We start from the raw sequence: 20,654 nt of genomic DNA, 5'->3' as shown, positions 1-20,654 counted from the left end.
AAATTTCGATATCCCTTTAATTGGATTTTAGCAATGCCTGGCTCTTTTGACTGAATGACTCGCCATTTTTAAAAACCCAGTAGATGCGCTGCGTATTTTCAATATCCTCTAAGGGATTTCCTTCAATAATTACCAGGTCTGCTTTTCTGCCTGCTTTGATCGCTGGTATCTCTTTCTTTAAAAAGCGGGCACCATTTTGCGAAGAAGCGCGTAAAGCTTCAAGGGGGGAAAGGCCGGCATCTACGAGCGCTTTTAGTTCCAGATGTAGTGAGAAACCAGGATAAATGTAAGAATTATACGCCCCGCTATCAGAACCAGCAAGCAGTCCCACACCGGCAGTATTCAATTTGCCTGTAAGTTGAATGAACATACTGTCCAGTTTTTTGCGCATCTTTATAAACTCCGGCTTCGCATTCAGGGCACTTTTGATACGGCCATCATACGTTTTTTGAATACCCGGACCTATATAATTGTTTGTGAGGTACCCATCATAACTGTGATCATATTCATCTAAAAAGCTCAACGTATGACCTATATATAAGGTGGGTACCACGTAGACGTCTGCAGCAATAAGTCGGTCAAATTCTATCTGTGCAATACTATCGGAATAGGTCTGCATAACTTTATCAAGCGAAGACCAGAAGCTCAATTTGCGGTCTTTTACGGCATTTGTGATCTCAACCTCTTCTAAGGAGCAGCCTTTTAGTACATAATACAAATGTTCTATGGCGTCAATTCCGGCCTGTGTCGTTTCCTCTACGGTTACCGTAGATGGCATGTGACCACTGGTGATCATGCCACGTTTTTCAGCATTTTCTATGGTTTTAAGGTAATTTTCCCCAGATATCGTACTATCATATAACTTCACAAAATCCACGTTGAGTGCCTGTAAGGAATCAAGCGCTTTATTTATGCTTTTATCGTTAAAAACTTCAAGGGAACCTGGCCAGCGCGCCCGCCGACCATCAATTTTAGGACCGGAGGTATAAATGGTGGGACCCACATTTTCTCCCGAAGCAATTTCCTTTTGCCATTGCTGCACGGAAGAGGTAAGATCACCGCCTGCATCCCGTACGGTGGTAACGCCATTAGCAATATATAGATCCAGTAAATGCTCATTCTCTGCGATCAGACTGTCGCCCCCACGGAAATGCACATGATTGTCCCAAAACCCGGGAACAAGATATTTGTCTGTACCGTTGATCGATTTGCGGGCAAGCGATATCAAGAGATCTTTGGTTGAAACGATGGAGTGGATCGTATCCGCATTTATAAAAACCGATTGCCTGGGTATTATTTTACCGGTTTTTAGGTCTACGATATTGATATTATGCACGGCCACATCATAATCGGGCTCCCTTTTATTGCAACTCGATAGGATTGTTGCCGTTAAAAAGAAAAGAAGCAATTTTTTGAACATATAAAAATTCCTGAAGAGTACACGTTGTTTAAAAGTGGCGTAAAATAGTGAAAATTGAAGGGAATTATACTTTTGGTAAAGGGTTTTATTTCTATAAATCCTGAATTTAAAATTTGACGATTTCTTGAATGGCAGATGAAAGGGTCAATAAAAAATTGTAAAGAAAATAAATAATCCTAATCGCTACTCATAAAAATTTTTAATTACCTTTAAGAGGTTAGTATTCAGTTATTTGTCACATTATATTTTTTGTAAGCTGAATACTATACTTCAAAAGATCCAACCCTTTAAACCTAACGCCATGTATTCAAAAATTACCCGATTAGGCCTTGTTTTTGGCCTTTGTTCATTGTTTTTCTATTCTACGATCAGCGCCCAGTTGGTCACAAAAAATGTTGATGACGGTTCAGATGGCACCCTTCGGCAGGAAATCGCGGATACGCCACCGGGTGGAACCATAACTTTCGCAGCAGGCATAGAGACGATTTTATTAAATGAGGAGTTGTTGATTGAAAAAGAATTGACCATATCTGCAGATTCCACAATGCGGGTAAACCTTGATGCTCAAATGGGATCTCGCATATTTAATATTACAGAAGGGCCGGTGACCCTGAATAATTTGTCTCTGGTAAATGGTTTTACACCTCTGGATAACGGTGGAGCAATAAAGGCAAATAACACGGATATTATTTTGAACTTTATAGATATTAGTAACTGTCAGGCATCTAACGGAGGCGGTGTTTTCATTACGGGTGACTCTGATATAATGGTAAATTATGGAACTGTAAGTGAAAATATGGGCTACGTTCTTGGGGGAGGGTTTTATATTGAGGCAAAGAATGCAACTTTTACAAATGTTGTTGTTGATGGAAATGGCTCAGACAGCGCGGGTGGTGGTATTTATAATAGTGGGGGTAATTTGAATATTTCAAGCAGTACTATATCTAATAATTCTTTTACCTTCTCTACTGATGTTCGTAATGATGGGGCTGGTATTTATAATTCTGGGGGAAACTTAAATGTATTTAATAGTTTATTTTCCCATAATGATTCAAGAAATTTTGGTGGAGCAATCTATAGCACCTCAGGTAATTTCATTATAACCAACTCGCAGATAGATTCTAATTATGCGCAATTTGGTGGCGGTGGAGTAAGTGTGTTTTCCACGGAATCAATAATGTTTACTAATGTTTCTCTTAACGGTAATAGTGGTGAAAATCCCGTAGGAGGGCAAGGTAGAAATAATGGGGGTGCAATTTATGCGATGGATAACTCAAGTTTTATAATCAATGGCGGATTTATAGAAAATAATTCTAGTTACCATAATGGCGGTGGTATTGCTTTTGGCGGTGGGACTTTAATCACAAATGGAACTAGGATAGCTAATAATATAGCCAATATTGATGGTCTGGGTATAGGTGGGGGAGGTATATATTACGATTCGGGTCAACTTATTATCAATGCAGGAACACAATTCATAGAGAATAGTGTTTTCTCTAATAATAATACTGATTTTGAAGAAGGTGGTGGCGGGATACTTGTACAAGGTGAGGGTAGTCTTACCATAAACAGCCCTGTTGAAAATCCAGTGATCTTTCAGGGTAATGTAGGCTATGGAAGAGGAGGAGCAATCGCCTACGGGTCTGCGAAACCGCTTGATCTAAACAATGTGATTTTTACAGCAAATACAGCACTTTACGGTGGTGCATTACACACAATTGGAGCGGGTGCAATTAGTATTTTTGGTGGGGATTTTTCACGTAATGGACAGGGTGATTATTTAAGTAGGGAAGGTGGAGCTATATGGAATATTACAGCAACCCTGAATATAAATGAAACATTATTTTCGTCCAACTATGCTGACGATAAAGGTGGTGCACTCTACAACTACGGTGGCACACTCAACATTTCAAATAGCAGAATTACTCAAAACACGAGCTTTAACGGTCTTGGATTGGGTGGCGGTATTTTTAATGATTACGGTGGTAGCTTATCGATTTTTAATTCAGAGGTTTCTAATAATGGTGCAGTAAATGGAGGTGGTGGCATTACAGACGATTCTACTTTTGGCCAGGGTTCAGTAAATCTTAATCAGGTTGTGATAAGAAACAATTATGCAAATGGCCAGAGCGGTAAGGGTGGCGGTCTCTATTTTATAGGAAATGCGAACGCAGTGCTGAAGTCCGTTGAAATTTCTGACAACAATGCAGATAATCAAGGTGGAGGGATTTGGAATGGTGCAACCACTATTAATTGTACAACAAGTACCATTTCAGGTAATTTTACTTCCGGTGCAGAACTTGAGGAGTCTAATGATGGTAATGGCGGCGCGATCTACAATTTTTCAGGCTCTATCTTTATTGGCGCTTCCACAGTAGTTATGAATAATGCAGATGGAAATGGCGGAGCGATGTATAACGGTTCAGCGGCAACTACAACCTTAAAAAACACAATCGTGGCTTTGAACACTGCAGAAGAAGGAAACAATCTTGCCGGTGAAACTTCTTTTATTTCCGCAGATTATAATCTAATAGGCGAAGATGATTTAAACCTTTTCCCCGCCATGTCAAATGATCTGGAAGGAACTTCTGAAAATCCGATAAATCCTATGATTAATGTATTGGCAGATAATGGCGGTTATACAAGAACTCACGCACTACTGGAAGGATCGCCTTCATTTAACGCCGGTAATCCCATTGATACTTTCCCAGATCAGCGAGGGGAAATGGTCTTCGCGGGTAGGAGGGATATCGGTGCGTTTGAGGCTCAGACCGAATTAAGTCTTGAAACAATCACCAGAATCAGTAAAAGTACATTGTATCCCAACCCATCACAGCATGGCGATGTGCAGCTAACCTTAGCAGAACCTATGATAGATGAGGTCAACATTTCAATAATCGAAATAGGCTCCGGGAAGTTGATTTCCGAACAACTGGGTAAATCGGGTACAAACACCTTAAAAACGGCCAATTTAATGTCTGGATTGTACCTGGTTCGATTGGTTGCCAAGAACAAAGTGGAAAGCTTAAAGCTTCTTGTTTCCAATTAAAAAAAAGTATTTTTAAAACAAAACGCCCCGATTTTAGATAAAATCGGGGTGTTTTTATTATTTTTTAATCAATAAAACAGGGTTTTAGGCATTTTCAGTTGACGCTGTTTTCTTTTCCATTTTCTTTCCTTGAAGCGGGATTTGATGCTTTAATAAATCTTCAAAGGTTTCGCGTTCGCGTATGAGTTGAGCTTTGCCATCTATAAAAAGCACTTCGGCCGGTCTATAGCGGGAGTTGTAGTTACTTGCCATTGAGAAACAATAAGCGCCCGCATTTTCAAAAGCGAGAATATCACCTTCGGTTATTTCGGCAATACGTCGGTTTGAGGCAAATGTATCCGTCTCGCAAATGTAGCCTACCACAGAATAGAAGCGTTCCCTTCCTTCTGGGTTTGAAATGTTATGAATGTGATGCTGCGAACCATAAAGCATAGGCCGTATTAAATGGTTAAAACCACTGTCCACCTGAGCAAAAACAGTTGAGGTGGTCTGTTTTACCACATTGACGCTTACTAAAAACCTTCCTGCAGCACTCACAAGAAATTTCCCCGGTTCAAAAGCAAGTGTCAGGGGTTTGCCGTAGTCTTTTTCAAAGGCATTAAAACGAGTTGCCAGTTTATCGCCCAGTTCTTCAATATTGGTTTCAATATCCCCTTCGTTGTAAGGGACTTTAAAACCACTTCCAAAGTCTAAAAATTCAAGATTTTCAAAGTGGGAAGCGGTATCGAAAAGTATTTCTGCTGCGTGCAGAAAAACGTCAATATCAAGTATGTCGCTTCCCGTGTGCATGTGAATACCGTTGATGTGCATTCCCGTATTTTCTACAATACGCAACAATAACGGAATCTGATGTATGGATATACCAAATTTACTATCTATGTGCCCCACGGAAATATTGGCATTTCCGCCAGCCATTACATGTGGATTGATACGTACGCAAACGGGGGTTTTGGGATGACGCGTCCCAAATTGCTCCAGGATGGAAAGATTGTCAATATTGATCTGCACGCCGAGCTTTGCAACCTGTTCAATTTCAGAAAGGGAAACACCATTTGGCGTAAAAATAATATGTTCTGCGGGTACACCTGCGGCAAGTCCCAGACGCACTTCCTGAGCAGAAACCGTATCCAGGCCTGCACCCTGTTCTTGTAGTAATTGCAATATTGCAATATTGGACAGGGCTTTGACCGCATAATTTATACGCAGGTTTTCTACCTTATTGAATGCGTTTTTTAAACGCTTGTACTGGGATTGTATAACCGCTGCGTCATAAACGTAAACGGGGCTATCATATTCTTTTGCAACGGCAAGCAGGTCTTTATGGGTCATGGTGTTCTTTATTACAGCGCTTTAACAAGTGCGCAAAGCTACTATAGAAAAAAACATTTTTAGGTTTTAATGAACAAAAACTTTGCTTTATGGGTTTGGTGAAGCCTGTTTCATGAAGTAACTTGCTTAGCGACAAAAATATTCCCTATGAATACTACGCTTGCTTTATTTCCTTTAGAAATGGTGGTTTTCCCGACGGAAAAGCTCGCGCTCCACATTTTTGAAGCGCGCTATCAACAATTGATACAGGATTGTATAGAGGAGGAGATGACCTTTGGTATCCCCGCATTTATCAATAAGGAAATGCGCTATGGCACCGAAGTGAAATTAGTAGAAGTGGTAAAACGCTACCCTTCCGGGGCAAGTGACGTGATCTGTGAAGGTTTGCGCAGTTTTACCGTAAAGTCTTTTACGCCCACACTGGGTGAGAAACTCTATGCCGGTGGGAAAGTTCGTTTTTTATCAAATAATGATGATGGGACCGCTTCGCAAAGACTGCGGTTCTATACTTTGGTCAAAAATCTTTACGACGCCCTTGATGTTGTCCTGCCAGAATTTGATCCGGGCCTGGTGACCAGCTACTCTTTTGCGCATAAAATTGGGCTTTCGCTTGAGCAGGAACTTAAAATGTTGAATATGACCGAAGAGTCTGATCGTTTCGCCTTTTTGATAGATCATTTATCGGTTACGGTTCCCGTCATTCAGCAGATCAATAAGACCAAAGAATTGATTCAATTAAACGGACATTTTAAGAATTTTGATCCACTTGATTTTGCCGATTATAAGATTCAGGATGAATAATAGGTTTAATAAGGCCTAAAATCGGGATATATGCCTAAAATCTGTTGCATTTCGACCGAAATCGCTATTTTTACAACATAATTTTTAACCAGTAGAAACGCCTTAAGATGAATATACACGAATATCAAGGAAAAGAGATATTAAGCAGTTTTGGAGTGCGCATTCAGCGCGGCCATGTTGCCACAACCCCGGAGGAAGCCGTAGCAGCGGCAAAAAAACTTACCGAAGAAACCGGTACGGGTTGGCACGTGATCAAAGCGCAGGTACATGCTGGTGGCCGCGGTAAAGGCGGCGGCGTAAAACTTGCCAAAGATTTAAAAGAGGTTGAACAAATTGCCGGTGACATCATCGGGATGAACCTTGTAACGCCCCAGACTTCAAAAGAAGGTAAAAAAGTACATCAGGTACTTATCGCAGAGGATGTTTATTATCCTGGTGATAATGAGCCGGAAGAATATTATATGTCTGTTTTGCTCAACCGTGCGACCGGGAAAAACATGATCATGTATTCCACTGAAGGTGGTGTGGAGATTGAAAAGGTTGCTGAAGAAACACCTGACCTTATATATCACGAAGAAGTTGATCCTGCCGTAGGCCTTATGCCTTTTCAGGCGCGCCGCGTTGCATTTAACCTTGGTTTGAGCGGTACTGCTTTCAAGGAAATGACAAAATTCGTAACGGCTTTGTACAAAGCTTATGAAAATTCTGATTCTTCCCTTTTTGAGATCAACCCGGTCCTTAAAACAAGTGATGATAAAATACTTGCAGTAGATGCAAAGGTTTCCATAGATGATAATGCGCTTTTCCGTCACAAAGATTACGAGGCGATGCGCGATAAGCGTGAGGAAAACCCAGTAGAGGTAGAAGCTAAAGCTGCCGGACTCAATTATGTAGACCTTGATGGAAATGTAGGTTGTATGGTAAATGGCGCCGGACTAGCGATGGCCACTATGGACCTTATCAAACAAGCTGGTGGAGAACCTGCCAACTTTCTAGATGTGGGTGGTACCGCAGATGCTGAACGTGTGGAAACCGCTTTTAAATTGATTTTAAAAGATCCCAGCGTTAAGGCGATCCTTGTAAATATCTTTGGTGGTATCGTGCGTTGCGACCGCGTAGCTCAGGGTATTGTTGATGCTTATAAAAATATGGGCAATATTGAAGTGCCTATTATCGTACGCCTTCAGGGAACAAATGCAGACATCGCAAAAGAATTGATAGACACCAGTGGTCTTGACGTCCAGAGCGCGATAGAGTTTCAGGAAGCTGCAGATAAAGTACATGCAGTCCTTGCTTAAGCAATAAAGAATTTCCGCATTGCGGAATAAACAAAAAAAGCCTTCGGTATATATGCCGAAGGCTTTTTTTATGGTGCCAAATGTTGTGTTTTTGTTAATTTGGAAAAATACTGTAACAGTTCTTCCGGTTGGTTCGTCTATTAAGTACATCAATCAAAAATCAAACACTATGAACACAATCACCAAATTAGGGCTCACCGCAGCGCTCGCAGTAAGCAGTTTTTCATTTGCAAATGGTAATCCACCCAGCGGTGTAAAACCGCTGAGCATTTCGGCTGAAATATCAGAACTCCTGGGCAAAAATGCAATTGCGGTAAAAGAAGTAAGTACGATTCAGGTAACTTTTGTGGTCAACTCAGATTACGAAATGGTTATTACTGACGTAGACACAGACAATCCGGAAGTGGAGCAGTTCATCAAAAGCAGTTTAAACTACAAAAAACTGAAAGCCAAAGCTAAAAAGGGACAGCGCTACTTTTTACAGGTAACCTTTAAAATCTAGTTAATCACTCGATTTTTTACCTGAAAACATCAATTTTTAAGCTTTTTTCGTCATTTTTTTGATGGAAAAGGCTTTTTAAATTTGTTTCGTTATGGTCACAATTTGATATTCATATTCACTTTCCCAATGATACTTTTAAGCAGCTTTTCCGGTAGGAGTTCGTCGTTTTATTTAAGCGCAACGATTACTTAATAAAGTATTAAAAATTCTTTTACTCACTGGGAAAGGGGTAATTTGGTATACTTAAAAAATCAATTATGCCAGATAAAATAAACGAACAGAAACCTGAAGATACCAAGATTGTCAAAGACAAAAACGATAAAACGGGTAATTTTATCTTTCAAAATACTAAGATAACCAAGGCAGGTTTAGTGATTATAGTAATATTCCTGATAATTTTAGTATTGGGGGTTGTCTTCTCCGGAGTCTGGTTGGGCAACTAAATACTGGATTAAAAGCGAATCCAATTTCCATCCTATTTCTTGCATTTTATGCGAAATTTAGATGGAAATTGGTCTTTTATAGCCTATTTAAGCCATTTCTTTCACCTGCTCCTGCATTCTCTTAATGCGATCGCGCAACTTGGCCGCTTCCATAAAGTCGAGTTCTTTAGCTGCGGTTTCCATTTGTTTACGCGTATCGCGGATGAGTTTCTCCAGTTTTGGTTTGCTGAGGTAGTCCGTTTCTGGTTCTGCCGCCAGGTTTGTCAATTCTTCCGCTTCAAATTTGAATTTCTCCTTTTTCGCTAACGCGCTTTGCAGCGATTTCTTGATAGCGACCGGTTTTAAGTTGTGTTCCGTATTGTAATTAATCTGTTTTGTCCTTCGGTAATTAGAATCATCAATAGTTTCCTGCATACTATTGGTAATCTTATCCGCATACATGATTGCGAGTCCGTTTATATTTCTTGCCGCCCGGCCTATGGTTTGGGTAAGCGACCTGTTGCTGCGCAAAAAACCTTCTTTATCCGCATCCAGGATTGCGACAAGGGAGACTTCCGGTAGATCCAGACCTTCCCGCAATAAGTTTACGCCCACGAGCACATCAAAGATTCCCTTCCGTAGATCAGACATGATTTCAACACGTTCCAACGTGTCAATATCCGAGTGTATATAACGCGTCCTTATATCTATCCTTGTCATGTATTTTGTCAATTCTTCGGCCATACGTTTCGTCAGCGTAGTAACCAGCGTACGCTCGTCTTTTTCGTTCCGCTTGTGGATTTCTTCAATAAGATCATCAATTTGGTTGAGGCTGGGGCGCACTTCCACCGGGGGATCGAGTAGGCCGGTAGGGCGAATGATCTGTTCCACATAGGTACCTTCAGACTTTTGAAGTTCGTAATCTGCCGGGGTGGCGCTCACATAAATTACCTGGTTTTGCATCGCCTCAAATTCCTCAAATTTCAGCGGGCGGTTGTCCATCGCGGCGGGCAGCCTGAAGCCGTATTCGACCAGGTTTTCCTTCCTACTACGGTCACCACCGTACATGGCGCTCACCTGTGAAACGGTAACGTGGCTTTCATCAACGACCATAAGGTAATCCTCTGGGAAATAATCCAGAAGACAGAACGGGCGCGTACCCGGCTCGCGACCGTCCAGATAACGCGAATAGTTTTCTATACCCGAACAGTACCCGAGTTCGCGAATCATTTCAAGGTCAAAGTTGGTGCGCTCCTCCAGTCGTTTTGCTTCCAGCGGTTTTCCTATTTCCTGAAAATAATCGGTTTGCTTTTTAAGATCGAAACCTATCTGATCAATCGCCCCCTGCAATCGCGCCGGACTGGTCACAAACATATTTGCCGGATAAATATTCAGGCGTTCATATTTTTCCAGTATTTCATTCGTATTTACGTCAAAAGCTTCAATATCTTCAATCTCATCACCAAAGAAATGAATTCGGAATGCATGATCTGCGTATCCCGGAAAAACATCAACCGTATCCCCTTTTATACGGAAATTACCACGGTTAAAATCACCTTCCGTACGGCTATAAAGGCTTTGTACAAGCCGTTTAAGCAATTGCGTCCTGGAAATATCCTGATCTTTTGCGATGGAAACCACATTCTTCTTGAATTCCACCGGATTCCCGATACCATAAAGACAGGAAACCGAAGCAACCACGATCACATCCCGCCTACCAGAGAGTAGGGAAGACGTTGTGCTCAGGCGCAGCTTTTCAATTTCTTCATTGATTGAAAGATCCTTTTCTATATAGGTGCCAGAACTGGGAATAAAGGCTTCCGGTTGATAATAATCATAGTAGGAAACAAAATATTCTACCGCATTCTCGGGAAAAAAGGCTTTGAACTCGCTATAAAGTTGGGCAGCAAGGGTTTTATTATGTGCCAGGACCAGCGTGGGCTTTTGGGTTTCTTCGATAACATTTGCCACGGTAAAGGTCTTACCGCTACCGGTAACACCAAGTAAGGTCTGGTAGCGTTCTTTAGCGTCCAGGCCATTAACCAGTTGTTTTATGGCAGAAGGCTGATCGCCGGCAGGTTTAAATTCAGAGTGTAAGGTAAATTTCAAGGGAGTACAATTTTCTTACGAATTTACGGCTTTTACCCAGCATTTAAAAACCGATAAAAAGGACCCTATTTGATCTTTAAAATGGCTAAAATCTATCCAAAATCAATATTATCTCTTCAAGGTAAAATGCGACTTAAACTCCCGTCCATCCTCAAGTTTTACATAAAACCAATAATCATCACTGGGCAGACTGTAACCATTAAAAGTACCGTCCCAACCTTCAGAAAGCGGATTGAGTTCTTTTAATAATTTACCATAACGATCAAAAATTCGAATACTGGTTCCCGGCTGAACACTTTCATTAATCCCTTTGACTTGCCAGCGATCGTTATATCCGTCACCATTGGGGGTAAAAAATTTATCAAAACCGATGACATTAAATTCCTGTTGCGCCGTTCCGCAGCCCTGTGTGGCCCTAACAAATACCGTATAAAAACCGGGCAACAGATTTGTAAATACATTACTAGCTTGATACGGTCCATTCTCGTTGAGGGCAAATTCAAAATCGCCCGTTCCACTTATGGTAATGATCGCTTCATTGTTATCTGTAGCGTCTGTGACTGCTATATTTTCGATTGTGGCAACCGTGCGCGGTTCTATACGAACGCTCCTTGAACGAGAGCAACCGGTCGTCGTATTGGTTACCGTTAGGGTATGTTCGCCTTGTAGGTTAGTCACCAGCTCTGGTGTGTTCTGGCCGGTGGGCATCCATAAATAGGAGTAGGTTTGACCAGGATCAAGATCATACTCCGGACTTATGGTCACCAATTCAGAGAGATTTGCACAAATAACTTCATCGGTAAGGGGAGAAACGGCTGGGAGCGGGAAAACTTTTAAAATCACGGTACTTATTGCGAAGCATTGCTCATTGCTTTCCAGACGGGCAAAAATAGTGTCCGTAAAGGGTGTTGAGTTTTTATATTCTAAAAGAAGTTCTTCCGTCGCATCTTCAAGCAGGGCGCCCGTGCTACTCGCGTAATATGTGATGTTGATATCAGGTGACTGTCCCGCCAGTAGTTGATCATTCGCATCGGTTAGATCAAATGCGGCAAAGCCGGTATCGTCGCTATCGCAAGTTGTGAGCAGCGCAGTATTCGCCTGGGTACTGCTGACATTAAGTTGGAAGGGCGCCACAAGGGAGCACGATGCAAAATTGTCAAAATAGGCATAAAGTGTTTGCCGGGGTCTGGCATTTGCATATCCTATGGGATCAATGGCCTGTACGGTATCATTGATTTGAGCTGCGGCAATATCGTCATAATAGTGAACAGTAAAGGAAGGGTCAGTGCCTATAACTTGTTTTTCTATCTGGGTCAGGTTGAATATACTCAATCCATCAGCGGTGGCCGCATCTTCACATTGGGAAAGGATGAGGGGCTCCTCTGGCAAAACAGGAGTGCGGTAAAAGTTTACACTGGCAAGACCTACCCGTGGACACGTACCGTCCCTCAAGTCGATGCTCAATTGATATTCATCTGTATGGGGCAAGGGTTCGTTAGATCCCAACGCTATAATAAGTTCATTGCTGGTCGCACCTATAAGATCTACTCCATTTCTTGACCATTGATAGTCCGCACCGGAGATTTCATTGTACTTCAAGGTATAGGTCTCGTCCTCGCAAAGGTTCAAAACCGAAGTGCTGATATTATTTTGTATAATATCAACACGGTTGAACAATGACTGGTTAAAAGGGGGTAGGCCCTGATTGCTTTTTCCAGTTCCCAGATTGATGGCTTTGTCCATGTAATTACAGGCGGCACCTTTTTCATTTGGGTTTTCAATTACAGAAAGATAAGGTAGACCTTCAAAATAGGTGCTGCTCATACTCCGGTAAATTTTTCCGTCAGGGCCCAGTTGTAAACTGCTTCTATAAAGTGTTTGATTGTCAACAACGTAAGTGCTTCCATTTATACTGTTACTTTCAAGGTCGTATTGCCTTATAACCGAAATAAATTCGCTGGCGAGGGCATTTGTAGGAAGGTCATTATAACTGGTCGTATAGAGAAAACGGTTGTTAGGCGAAAATTCAACACCATACGAATCGCGTACGGCCTCGTAAAAACCTATGCTCTCTTCGTTACTCACCTTCCCGGTAAGCGAATTGAAGTCCAGTAGATAGAGACCGGACACTCCATTGGCACACGCAAGTTTTTTACCGTTTGGCGAGAACTTTAAATTTCCGCGGGGATCGCCTACCTGCATTCCCGTGGTTGATTTTACGGGTGTGGTGCTAACGCCATCTTCGGTAATGGCATAGGCGTAGAACGTATTAAAATTGTAATAGGAATCGATATTTGGCACTTTGGCAAGGCTTGTGGAGAGCGTAACCATCCATACCGTATTACTGTCGCAACCCATCACCACTGCGCTAAGCTTTTCCGCAGAAAAATCAATTAGGTGTATATTTTTTTCAGTAACCTCTCCATTCGGGTTGTTACTAAAGTCGACTATGGAGTAATTAACGCCATCAGTGACCAGTGGGCCATTCATAACCTCTTGTCCCACCTCGTCTACCGTAAACACGTAATAAATATCGTTATTTAGAGGTTTAGGGATGATGATGGCAGATTGTGTACTGGAACTACTTCCAGTCAGTCCCGTGCCATTGCTCATTATAGTCCCATCTGCCTGGTAGATCACACTACCGTCAGTATAGAACAGGAGTTGGCCGTTATCATTGGAAATGCTGGAACAGCCTTCTAAGGTATTCAGCGCGCCATTGGTCAAAACCCTGGGCGGGGAAGTTTCAAAAGAAATTCCCGCCCCGCTTCCAAAATACCAATTGTTGGCCGCACCCTGACCAAGGCACAGACGCAATCCCGAAAATAATAGAACGAAAAGTAAAGTTGGTTTCATAATGAAACACTAAAATACTATAAATCACGCTTTTTCAGAAGGGAAAGGGTACCATATATAAAAAGGAATATCCATAAACTGGCGATCAGCACCTCGTACCAGTGCAGCGCATAATCAACACCTATATTTGCCTGTAACTGGTTAGCAGCAGCCTGTACAAAATCCAACCGTTCTACGGGACGGTCTATCAAATTAGACATCGCTTCCAGCGGAAAAAACTGAAGTATTGCCTTTGAAATATCAGCGCCCAGCTGATAGCGGAAGATCCCATAGAAAATGTTCTCTATGATCCACCAAACAAAAAGAAAGCCCAGTGCAAATGCAGAACGTTTGACCAGTACACCCAGAAACAAGCAAAAGGAAAAGAAGGCGACCAACTTTAAAAAGTAGGCGAAAACAAAACTTACCTCGCGGGTCACGATACTGAATTCAGTATAATCTGAAAACGAGTAACCCAGAATGAGTGTCAGAATAAATACGAAAATTGCGGAAAGCAATGAGAACGCAATAACCGTATAAAATTTAGAGAGCACAAACTCTTTTTTGCTCAAACCATCTATTAAATTTTGCTTGAGCGTACGGTTGCTATATTCATTGGACATCATGGAAACAATGACGATCGCCAGAAAAAATTTGAGCATTGAAGCGATGTAGGTCGTAAAATGCCAAATGATAGGGAAATTGAATATTCCCATATCTGCAACGCTTATCTCCCTGCCGCCCAGACTGAATTTAATAGATGTTACAAGTGCAATGAGAGAAAGCAATATAAAATAAGCAAGTGCCAGAATTTTTGAAGAACGGCTGTGTTTAAGTTTGTAGAATTCTATTTGTAATAATCGAAGCATGGTCAATTCTAGTTTAGGTTGTTTGTAAGCTGCAAAAATTGCTCTTCAAGACTCTCTTTTCTCTTCACAAGATGGGTGAGCGCTATGCCGTTGTCAAAAAACTGCCTGTTGAGATCCTGAGCCGCCAGTGGATTTTTTAGTACTGCCGTTATTAAACCATTTTCTTCCTTTATTTGGCCAAAATCAGGATGGTTTTGGATCAAATTGGTCAATTCCACCATATTTTCGGCTTTAAGTTCAAAAAAGCCATTGTTTACATTGAGCTCATCTACGGGACCGGCATACAGTTTAACTCCATTGCGAATGATAACGACATGGCTACAGACTTTTTCAACCTCGTCAAGTAAGTGGGAGGCGAGAAGGATTGTGGTGCCAGTAGCCGCAATTTTTCTGATGATCTCCCGTATTTGGTGAATTCCCTGAGGGTCGAGACCATTTGTGGGTTCGTCCAGAATGAGAATTTCAGGATCATTGAGCAGGGCAGAAGCAATCGCAAGCCGCTGTTTCATACCCAGCGAAAAACTACTGAATTTGCTCTTCTTCCGGTCTAAAAGACCTACAATTTGAAGCTTTTCATCAATTTTCTCAGGCTTTACGTTCTTGATGCTGCACACAAGCTCTAAGTTTTGCGCCGCGGTCATATACGGGTAAAAGTTGGGATGTTCAATAATAGCACCTACATGCTTAAGCGCCTCGTGCGTGGAAGTGCCGCCATCAAACCATTTAAAAGTCCCACTAGTGGGATTCACGACGTTAAGTACCATGCCCAGGGTAGTGGATTTCCCGCTTCCGTTAGGTCCCAGAATACCATAAACGTTGCCCTGCTCTATAGTAAAAGAAAGGTCGTTTACCGCTTTCACGTTGCCATAGCGTTTAGAGAGGTTATTAAGCGTTAGGATTTTTTTCAAAACAGAATGGTTTAAATTGAACTCAGCACATGAAATTCATGTTGTTACTACAAGACGAGCATCAAGTGCATTTGTTACACCGCTTTCTTATCTTTACAAAAATGCAAATAAAATGAAGGACAGATTGATGTCAAAGAAGAAACCCACGTATCCCGTAAGCGATAAGCTTCAGGAATATCTCATAAGATACAACCGTGATACCAAGATACCGGTGTTTTACGATGATCTTCTGCGCTTTTCGGGAGGGGTGAGCGTTTATGACAAGAACGATAACGACACCCTCTGGATAAGTGTTTATTATCCAGATCACGAGCGGGAAGAATTAGAGTCAAGTCTCAAACAGGTTTATACCATTTTGCATTCTGATGGTAATAAAAATATACTCCCTTTCTTAAAAGTAGCGGCGATTGACTATTGCACGTTTGGGAACTCAAAACCCTTCCGTATAAAGATAAAGAATATTTTTAACGACAACTATACTTATTTTTATGTAAAAAAAGCAGATGCCAGTCGGGTTTATGGTCTGGAACTGGAACATATTTTATCCCCTAACCGAATCAATTTTTTGGTTTACAAAGACACTTTGATCGAAGAGCACATTGCCGGGATTGCTGGTGATGTTTTTATAGATGAATATCTGGAGACCTGCGATGATGTGGGTAAATCACAGATTGCAAAAGAATTTGTAAAATTTAACGAGCGCTGCATGATCCTGCTTCTGGGAGATATGCGTTCTTATAACTATGTGGTAATTCCCACACATGACTTTGACCATATCAAATATAAAATTCGGGCTATAGATTTTGATCAGCAGTGCTATGAAGGTAACTTTAAGGTATATAGACCTCATATCTTCAAGGAAAACTTTAAGATGGTAAATCTTGTTTCAAATCGTTTGGGAAACAATTCCATAGAGCAGTATAGAGAAGAGGAACGCGCTGTACTGGCCAAACGGATCAAAACTTCCAAGACACGCCTACGCAAATTACTTAAATGTATGCGCATGGATCAAATATCAAGTAAAGAGAACTTGCAGGAGTTGCGTGGCCAGTTGTATGATTACACCACAGACCCAAAATTTAAGAGGGCCCGCTCTATGGGACAGATCGTAACCACCGCACTGGAGTTTGTGATGCGTAATTATGAAGATATAAGTATGAAACGCCTTATGGACGCCGCTTATTAAAAAACCAAACCTTCTGAAAGTTGCTTTTAATATGCGATTTTCAGAAGGTTTGGATGGTTTTAAAAAGATAAAATCTTAGCCTTTGCTTTTCTCTTCTTTGTTGAAGTACACGAGATAATAATACATCTGCCGCTCTTCATCCCAGCCTTTTTCCATAAATTTTTCTGCGCTTTCTGTATTGATAAAATCCATTTTGATCTGGATGTTGGTATCCAGGTCAATAACGTTCCGTATTTTTTTTCGGGCAGCAGAAACGGCCGTGTTTGCGATAGGGAAGGTGGTAAGGTCTTCTATTTTGTATTTTGGTGCGCGTTCCAGCTTGTAGTTGTTGAATTCTGGAACTAATGCGGGATTTTCCATGACCTCGTTCATAAATGCGCTTTCTTCAAAATTGTCGTTTTTTGCGAAATGGTTGACCGCCCGGTTCATGAACATCACTTCTTCTTTTTTGTCTTCGGCGGGAAGCACGACATCCTTGGCGAAATCCTGACAGAATTTGAGGTACTTTTTGGTGTAAAAATTTTCGTCGGCCAACTGGTCAACACCCAGAAAATTCTCCAGCCAGTACTTCGTATCGTACCGGTTAGAATCGCTGGAAAGGATTTTATAACCGTCTTCTGTGTTTTTATTCAGGATCAGGCAGCCTTTGTCTAATTTATTAAGGTTTACCCCTTGCTCAAGCATCATTTGCAGATTTTTATCCGCCTCATTGAACTGTAAAAACTCCTGCTTTAATTCTGATTTAAAGATACCTATGGCATCAATTTTTTCATTATCTGACATTACATTGCTCAGATAGGCAACATAAACCTCACCCGGTTTGATATGCGGGTGGCTGCTCTGCTCATAAAGCAGTTTTGCGATCTCAATAGAATTCTCATGCGCGGTCCTTGGGTCTGTAAAAACGTTTTTAACCAAAGTATGCAGCGGGTGAAATTCCAGATCAGCTTCATGTACGAATTGGTAATAGTTTTCTTCTTTTTCCCGAAAGGGCTTAAAGAAAAACTCTTTGATAAGCGGTGTGATCTCATCGTTGAGCTCATAGGGCTCATTTGAAATAAAAGCACCCTCAGCCCTGCTTTTATTGCCCACACGGTGTATGGAAAGATTGTCAATGTGTGCGGAATATAAATTGATCATAGGCTTGGGTGTATGGTTCGGTTAAAAAGTATAAGGGGCGAAAATGCCTGTATAAAGTAAGTTGTAAAATGTAGGATGAAACTGCCGATTGAAACTAAGAACTGCCAACTCCCCCTTCGGGAGCCGGGTGGATTTAATTCCAGTTTTCGTCAAAACCTAGATTTTCAAGATCATCCATATCATAATCATCTTCAAAATCCATGGCATCCATATCGTCGTCGTCATCCTCGTCACCAGAAAAATCTGCTGGCGGCGCTTCCGCGGGAACCTGGCCGTGAGCGAATAAAAGATTGGGATAGCGCTCACCATCTTCGAGTTCCACAATTTCCGCAAGTTCCACAAAAAATGTCCAGAGGCTGAGAAAGTCGTAAACATAGATAAGACGCGTTTCATCCCTGCTTACCACATCTTCAATGAGCGTGGCCTGCATGGTGCGCAGGGGATCCTTGGTTTCTTCCATATCAAATAGCGGGATTTCCTCCTGCTGGCGCCACTCATCGTCGCTCGTAAAGAAGGAAGCGACTTCCATCCCGTCAAAACCGAAAGATTGTGTGATGCAATTGTGAAAATCCTCAAGCGTTGCTTCCTGCTTGATTTCTATATCCCTGAAAATGTCTTCTTTTGCGTCTAAAATTACCCGAAAACGATAGATCATACCTTAATTTTTTTGGAAAGGCAAAGATACGATTTAAGCATTATCTGCCAATCGTACCGTAGGCTTTTCTTTGAAGGATGTAAGCAGGACATAACTCTGTAAACCAAACATAACCGAAGCAATTACCAGGTGTGCCGGCTGGGAGAGTATGGGGAATTCAAAATAGTACATTAAAATACCGGTAATAATTTCAAGTCCAATGAGGGCAACGATCCAATTCATAAGGCCATGACCTAGTTTTTTGTTCCTATTAGTGTAAAATAAATAGAGGTTCAGTACAAAGACCAGAACAGAAAACGACCGGTGAATATAAAAAGTAAGTTCGGGATGTTGCAACCAGATGGATCTTGCGGAATAGCCCACAATATCGATTTGTTCATCTACATGCTGGCGCACCTGTGTTCCTAAAACGATCTGGATGAGGCTTAGCACCAGTGCCGTGATCATGCCCCATTTAAAGTTCGCGTCAAATTTAAAATCCGTTTTCCTTTCACGCACCAGGTAGCGCAGGTAAATCAATAGCAATACGATTAGCAGCGCCACGATCATATGCAGCGTGATACGTACCGGTGCCAGAACCGAATATACAACCGTAGCCCCTAGCCAACCCTGAAAACCCATCATAAAAACGGCCAGAAATGATAGTAAAACGATACGTTTGGACTTTTTCCAGTATCGCAGGCTTAAGACAGCCATGATAAGTACTGCAATACCGGCCAATGCGCCAGCTAGGCGGTTAATGTATTCAATCCAGGTGTGCCAGGGATTGAAAGTCGCATAATCGTGTTTGGTGTAAGGCTCCCAATTTGCTGCGTTGAACGTATCTGCTGAAGTAAAGTCTGCTTTTGAAACCTGAAGGGAAGTCTCATGTATGATGACCTGACCTTCAAAATAATCATGTTCTGGTTTAAAGAGAAGTTCGCTCTCTTCCGTTGGCGGAATTAGATAACCAAAGCATTTTGGCCAGTCCGGGCAGCCCATGCCGCTTCCGGTCATACGTACTACCGCTCCGGCAACGATAACCAGGTAAACCAGTACTAAAGAAATAATCACAAATTTTTTATACATGGATCCTGAATCTATTTTCCGAAGATTTATTCAATTATTGGCCAAATTTGAAGCAAAAACCTCGGATTTATAGGTCATTTTTGGCGTTTTTATTCGCATTTCAAATAGGAACTAAATAGCGATAAATTCCTTCGGAAAAAAAACATAATTTTTTTTATTCCAAACATTCAATATATCACCAAAATCTGCCGAAAAAGGCTAAAAAGTGCTTGGTTTTCAACAAATTTACCAATTCTAAAGCCGGACTTCCAGTCCTATTTCTTTGCCTTTTTTAAGCATGAATTCGTACGCTTTTTCATAATCATTCGGTATTTCCCCTTCCAGAATCGCTTCTTTAATCGCATCCTTTATGACACCTATTTCCCGGGAAGGTTTTAGTCCAAAGGTGGTCATGATTTCCTCTCCACTTACCGGCGGCTGAAAATTGCGTACATGGTCCCGTTCTTCGACTTCCTGTATTTTATCGCGCACCAACTTGAAATTGTTGTGGTAGCGCTTATAACGTTTGGGGTTTTTTGTTGTAATATCTGCTTCGCAGAGCGTCATGAGGCTTTCCAGATCATCGCCCGCATCAAAAATGAGCCTGCGCACCGCGCTGTCTGTCACAAAATCTTCAGCAATCACAATGGGCCTGGAACTCATAAGCACCAGTTTTTGCGTGAATTTCATTTTTTCGTTCAGTGGCATTTTGAGGCGTTTGAACAGTTTGTAGACCATTTTTGAACCTACAAATTCATGACCATGAAAGGTCCAACCTATTTTTTTGTCAAAACGTTTTGTGGGAGCCTTGCCTATATCGTGCAACATGGCCGCCCAGCGCAACCAGAGATCTTCCGTGTGTTCGGCAATATTATCAACAACTTCCAGCGTGTGGTAGAAGTTGTCCTTATGGGTTTGACCTTCCTTTTCCTCAATCCCTTTTAGTGCGGTAAGTTCTGGCAATATGATAGCTAGCAGGCCGGTCTTTTCTAATAAAAGAAAGCCTTTAGAAGGTTTTGCGCAGCACATTATTTTGTTGAGTTCCTCAACGATACGTTCGCGGGTGATGATTTTTATACGCTCC

16 protein-coding genes are annotated in these 20,654 nt (G+C 41.6%); 6 read left to right on the top strand and 10 right to left on the bottom strand.

The features are described from left to right. Window positions 1-16: 16 nt before the first annotated feature. The gene (locus P162_RS00080; protein WP_031425038.1) at window positions 17-1,420 is read right to left on the bottom strand and encodes an amidohydrolase family protein; all 1,404 of its coding nucleotides are present in this window, start codon (window positions 1,418-1,420) and stop codon (window positions 17-19) included. Window positions 1,421-1,721: 301 nt separating this feature from the next. Between P162_RS00080 and P162_RS00075 the strand changes: the two genes are divergently transcribed. Then, a complete protein-coding gene (locus tag P162_RS00075; RefSeq protein WP_031425036.1) occupies window positions 1,722-4,469 on the top strand; it encodes a choice-of-anchor Q domain-containing protein in 2,748 nt (915 codons plus the stop codon). An 84-nt stretch (window positions 4,470-4,553) separates the two neighbouring features. Here P162_RS00075 and lysA read toward each other — a convergent pair whose 3' ends face one another. Then, a complete protein-coding gene (gene lysA, locus P162_RS00070; protein ID WP_031425035.1) occupies window positions 4,554-5,798 on the bottom strand; it encodes a diaminopimelate decarboxylase in 1,245 nt (414 codons plus the stop codon). Window positions 5,799-5,945: 147 nt separating this feature from the next. Between lysA and P162_RS00065 the strand changes: the two genes are divergently transcribed. From P162_RS00065 to P162_RS00050, 4 genes are all read left to right on the top strand, one after another. Next, window positions 5,946-6,599, top strand: coding sequence for an LON peptidase substrate-binding domain-containing protein (locus P162_RS00065; protein WP_031425033.1), 654 nt, complete (start codon window positions 5,946-5,948; stop codon window positions 6,597-6,599). Between the two features lie 107 nt (window positions 6,600-6,706). Further along, entirely contained in the window at window positions 6,707-7,897 is a 1,191-nt protein-coding gene (gene sucC, locus P162_RS00060) for an ADP-forming succinate--CoA ligase subunit beta (RefSeq protein ID WP_031425031.1), read from the top strand. A gap of 169 nt (window positions 7,898-8,066) precedes the next feature. Next, window positions 8,067-8,399, top strand: a complete 333-nt coding sequence (locus tag P162_RS00055; protein ID WP_164076149.1) for a hypothetical protein — start codon at window positions 8,067-8,069, stop codon at window positions 8,397-8,399. A 257-nt stretch (window positions 8,400-8,656) separates the two neighbouring features. After that, window positions 8,657-8,842, top strand: a complete 186-nt coding sequence (locus tag P162_RS00050; protein ID WP_031425027.1) for a hypothetical protein — start codon at window positions 8,657-8,659, stop codon at window positions 8,840-8,842. Between the two features lie 87 nt (window positions 8,843-8,929). Here P162_RS00050 and uvrB read toward each other — a convergent pair whose 3' ends face one another. The 4 genes from uvrB to P162_RS00030 all read right to left on the bottom strand — a co-directional run bounded on the left by uvrB (window position 8,930) and on the right by P162_RS00030 (window position 15,542). Then, window positions 8,930-10,930 carry an excinuclease ABC subunit UvrB gene (gene uvrB, locus P162_RS00045; RefSeq protein WP_031425025.1) on the bottom strand — a complete coding sequence of 667 codons (2,001 nt, stop codon included), beginning with the start codon at window positions 10,928-10,930 and terminating at the stop codon, window positions 8,930-8,932. A 108-nt stretch (window positions 10,931-11,038) separates the two neighbouring features. Continuing rightward, window positions 11,039-13,786, bottom strand: coding sequence for a T9SS type B sorting domain-containing protein (locus P162_RS00040; RefSeq protein ID WP_051907695.1), 2,748 nt, complete (start codon window positions 13,784-13,786; stop codon window positions 11,039-11,041). Between the two features lie 17 nt (window positions 13,787-13,803). Then, the gene (locus tag P162_RS00035; RefSeq protein WP_031425021.1) at window positions 13,804-14,634 is read right to left on the bottom strand and encodes an ABC transporter permease; all 831 of its coding nucleotides are present in this window, start codon (window positions 14,632-14,634) and stop codon (window positions 13,804-13,806) included. An 8-nt stretch (window positions 14,635-14,642) separates the two neighbouring features. After that, window positions 14,643-15,542, bottom strand: a complete 900-nt coding sequence (locus P162_RS00030; RefSeq protein ID WP_031425019.1) for an ABC transporter ATP-binding protein — start codon at window positions 15,540-15,542, stop codon at window positions 14,643-14,645. A gap of 112 nt (window positions 15,543-15,654) precedes the next feature. Between P162_RS00030 and P162_RS00025 the strand changes: the two genes are divergently transcribed. Continuing rightward, complete coding sequence (locus P162_RS00025) at window positions 15,655-16,728, top strand: hypothetical protein (protein ID WP_031425017.1); 1,074 nt, start codon at window positions 15,655-15,657, stop codon at window positions 16,726-16,728. Between the two features lie 75 nt (window positions 16,729-16,803). Here P162_RS00025 and P162_RS00020 read toward each other — a convergent pair whose 3' ends face one another. The 4 genes from P162_RS00020 to P162_RS00005 form a co-directional block, all read right to left on the bottom strand. Further along, window positions 16,804-17,868: a nucleoid-associated protein gene (locus P162_RS00020; RefSeq protein WP_031425015.1), complete on the bottom strand. Its 1,065-nt coding sequence runs from the start codon at window positions 17,866-17,868 to the stop codon at window positions 16,804-16,806. Between the two features lie 133 nt (window positions 17,869-18,001). Next, the gene (locus P162_RS00015; protein WP_031425014.1) at window positions 18,002-18,523 is read right to left on the bottom strand and encodes an IS1096 element passenger TnpR family protein; all 522 of its coding nucleotides are present in this window, start codon (window positions 18,521-18,523) and stop codon (window positions 18,002-18,004) included. 33 nt (window positions 18,524-18,556) lie between these two features. Continuing rightward, the gene (locus tag P162_RS00010; protein ID WP_031425013.1) at window positions 18,557-19,591 is read right to left on the bottom strand and encodes a COX15/CtaA family protein; all 1,035 of its coding nucleotides are present in this window, start codon (window positions 19,589-19,591) and stop codon (window positions 18,557-18,559) included. 234 nt (window positions 19,592-19,825) lie between these two features. Next, window positions 19,826-20,654, bottom strand: an 829-nt coding sequence (locus tag P162_RS00005) for an HD domain-containing protein (RefSeq protein WP_031425012.1), incomplete at its 5' end; no start/stop codon positions are given.

It is taken from the genome of Flavimarina sp. Hel_I_48 (assembly GCF_000733945.1).
In the GTDB taxonomy this organism is placed as follows: domain Bacteria; phylum Bacteroidota; class Bacteroidia; order Flavobacteriales; family Flavobacteriaceae; genus Leeuwenhoekiella.
The sequence above is the reverse complement of the archived record's forward strand: the minus strand, read 5'-3'. Positions and strand labels throughout refer to the sequence as shown.

What these genes read in the sequence shown, in the direction of transcription:
- P162_RS00010 (WP_031425013.1), bottom strand. Translation starts at nt 19,591, where the DNA reads ATGTATAAAAAATTTGTGATTATTTCTTTAGTACTGGTTTACCTGGTT.
- P162_RS00015 (WP_031425014.1), bottom strand. Translation starts at nt 18,523, where the DNA reads ATGATCTATCGTTTTCGGGTAATTTTAGACGCAAAAGAAGACATTTTC.
- sucC (WP_031425031.1), top strand. Translation starts at nt 6,707, where the DNA reads ATGAATATACACGAATATCAAGGAAAAGAGATATTAAGCAGTTTTGGA.
- P162_RS00025 (WP_031425017.1), top strand. Translation starts at nt 15,655, where the DNA reads ATGAAGGACAGATTGATGTCAAAGAAGAAACCCACGTATCCCGTAAGC.
- P162_RS00055 (WP_164076149.1), top strand. Translation starts at nt 8,067, where the DNA reads ATGAACACAATCACCAAATTAGGGCTCACCGCAGCGCTCGCAGTAAGC.
- P162_RS00065 (WP_031425033.1), top strand. Translation starts at nt 5,946, where the DNA reads ATGAATACTACGCTTGCTTTATTTCCTTTAGAAATGGTGGTTTTCCCG.
- P162_RS00035 (WP_031425021.1), bottom strand. Translation starts at nt 14,634, where the DNA reads ATGCTTCGATTATTACAAATAGAATTCTACAAACTTAAACACAGCCGT.
- P162_RS00040 (WP_051907695.1), bottom strand. Translation starts at nt 13,786, where the DNA reads ATGAAACCAACTTTACTTTTCGTTCTATTATTTTCGGGATTGCGTCTG.
- P162_RS00080 (WP_031425038.1), bottom strand. Translation starts at nt 1,420, where the DNA reads ATGTTCAAAAAATTGCTTCTTTTCTTTTTAACGGCAACAATCCTATCG.
- P162_RS00075 (WP_031425036.1), top strand. Translation starts at nt 1,722, where the DNA reads ATGTATTCAAAAATTACCCGATTAGGCCTTGTTTTTGGCCTTTGTTCA.
- P162_RS00020 (WP_031425015.1), bottom strand. Translation starts at nt 17,868, where the DNA reads ATGATCAATTTATATTCCGCACACATTGACAATCTTTCCATACACCGT.
- lysA (WP_031425035.1), bottom strand. Translation starts at nt 5,798, where the DNA reads ATGACCCATAAAGACCTGCTTGCCGTTGCAAAAGAATATGATAGCCCC.
- P162_RS00050 (WP_031425027.1), top strand. Translation starts at nt 8,657, where the DNA reads ATGCCAGATAAAATAAACGAACAGAAACCTGAAGATACCAAGATTGTC.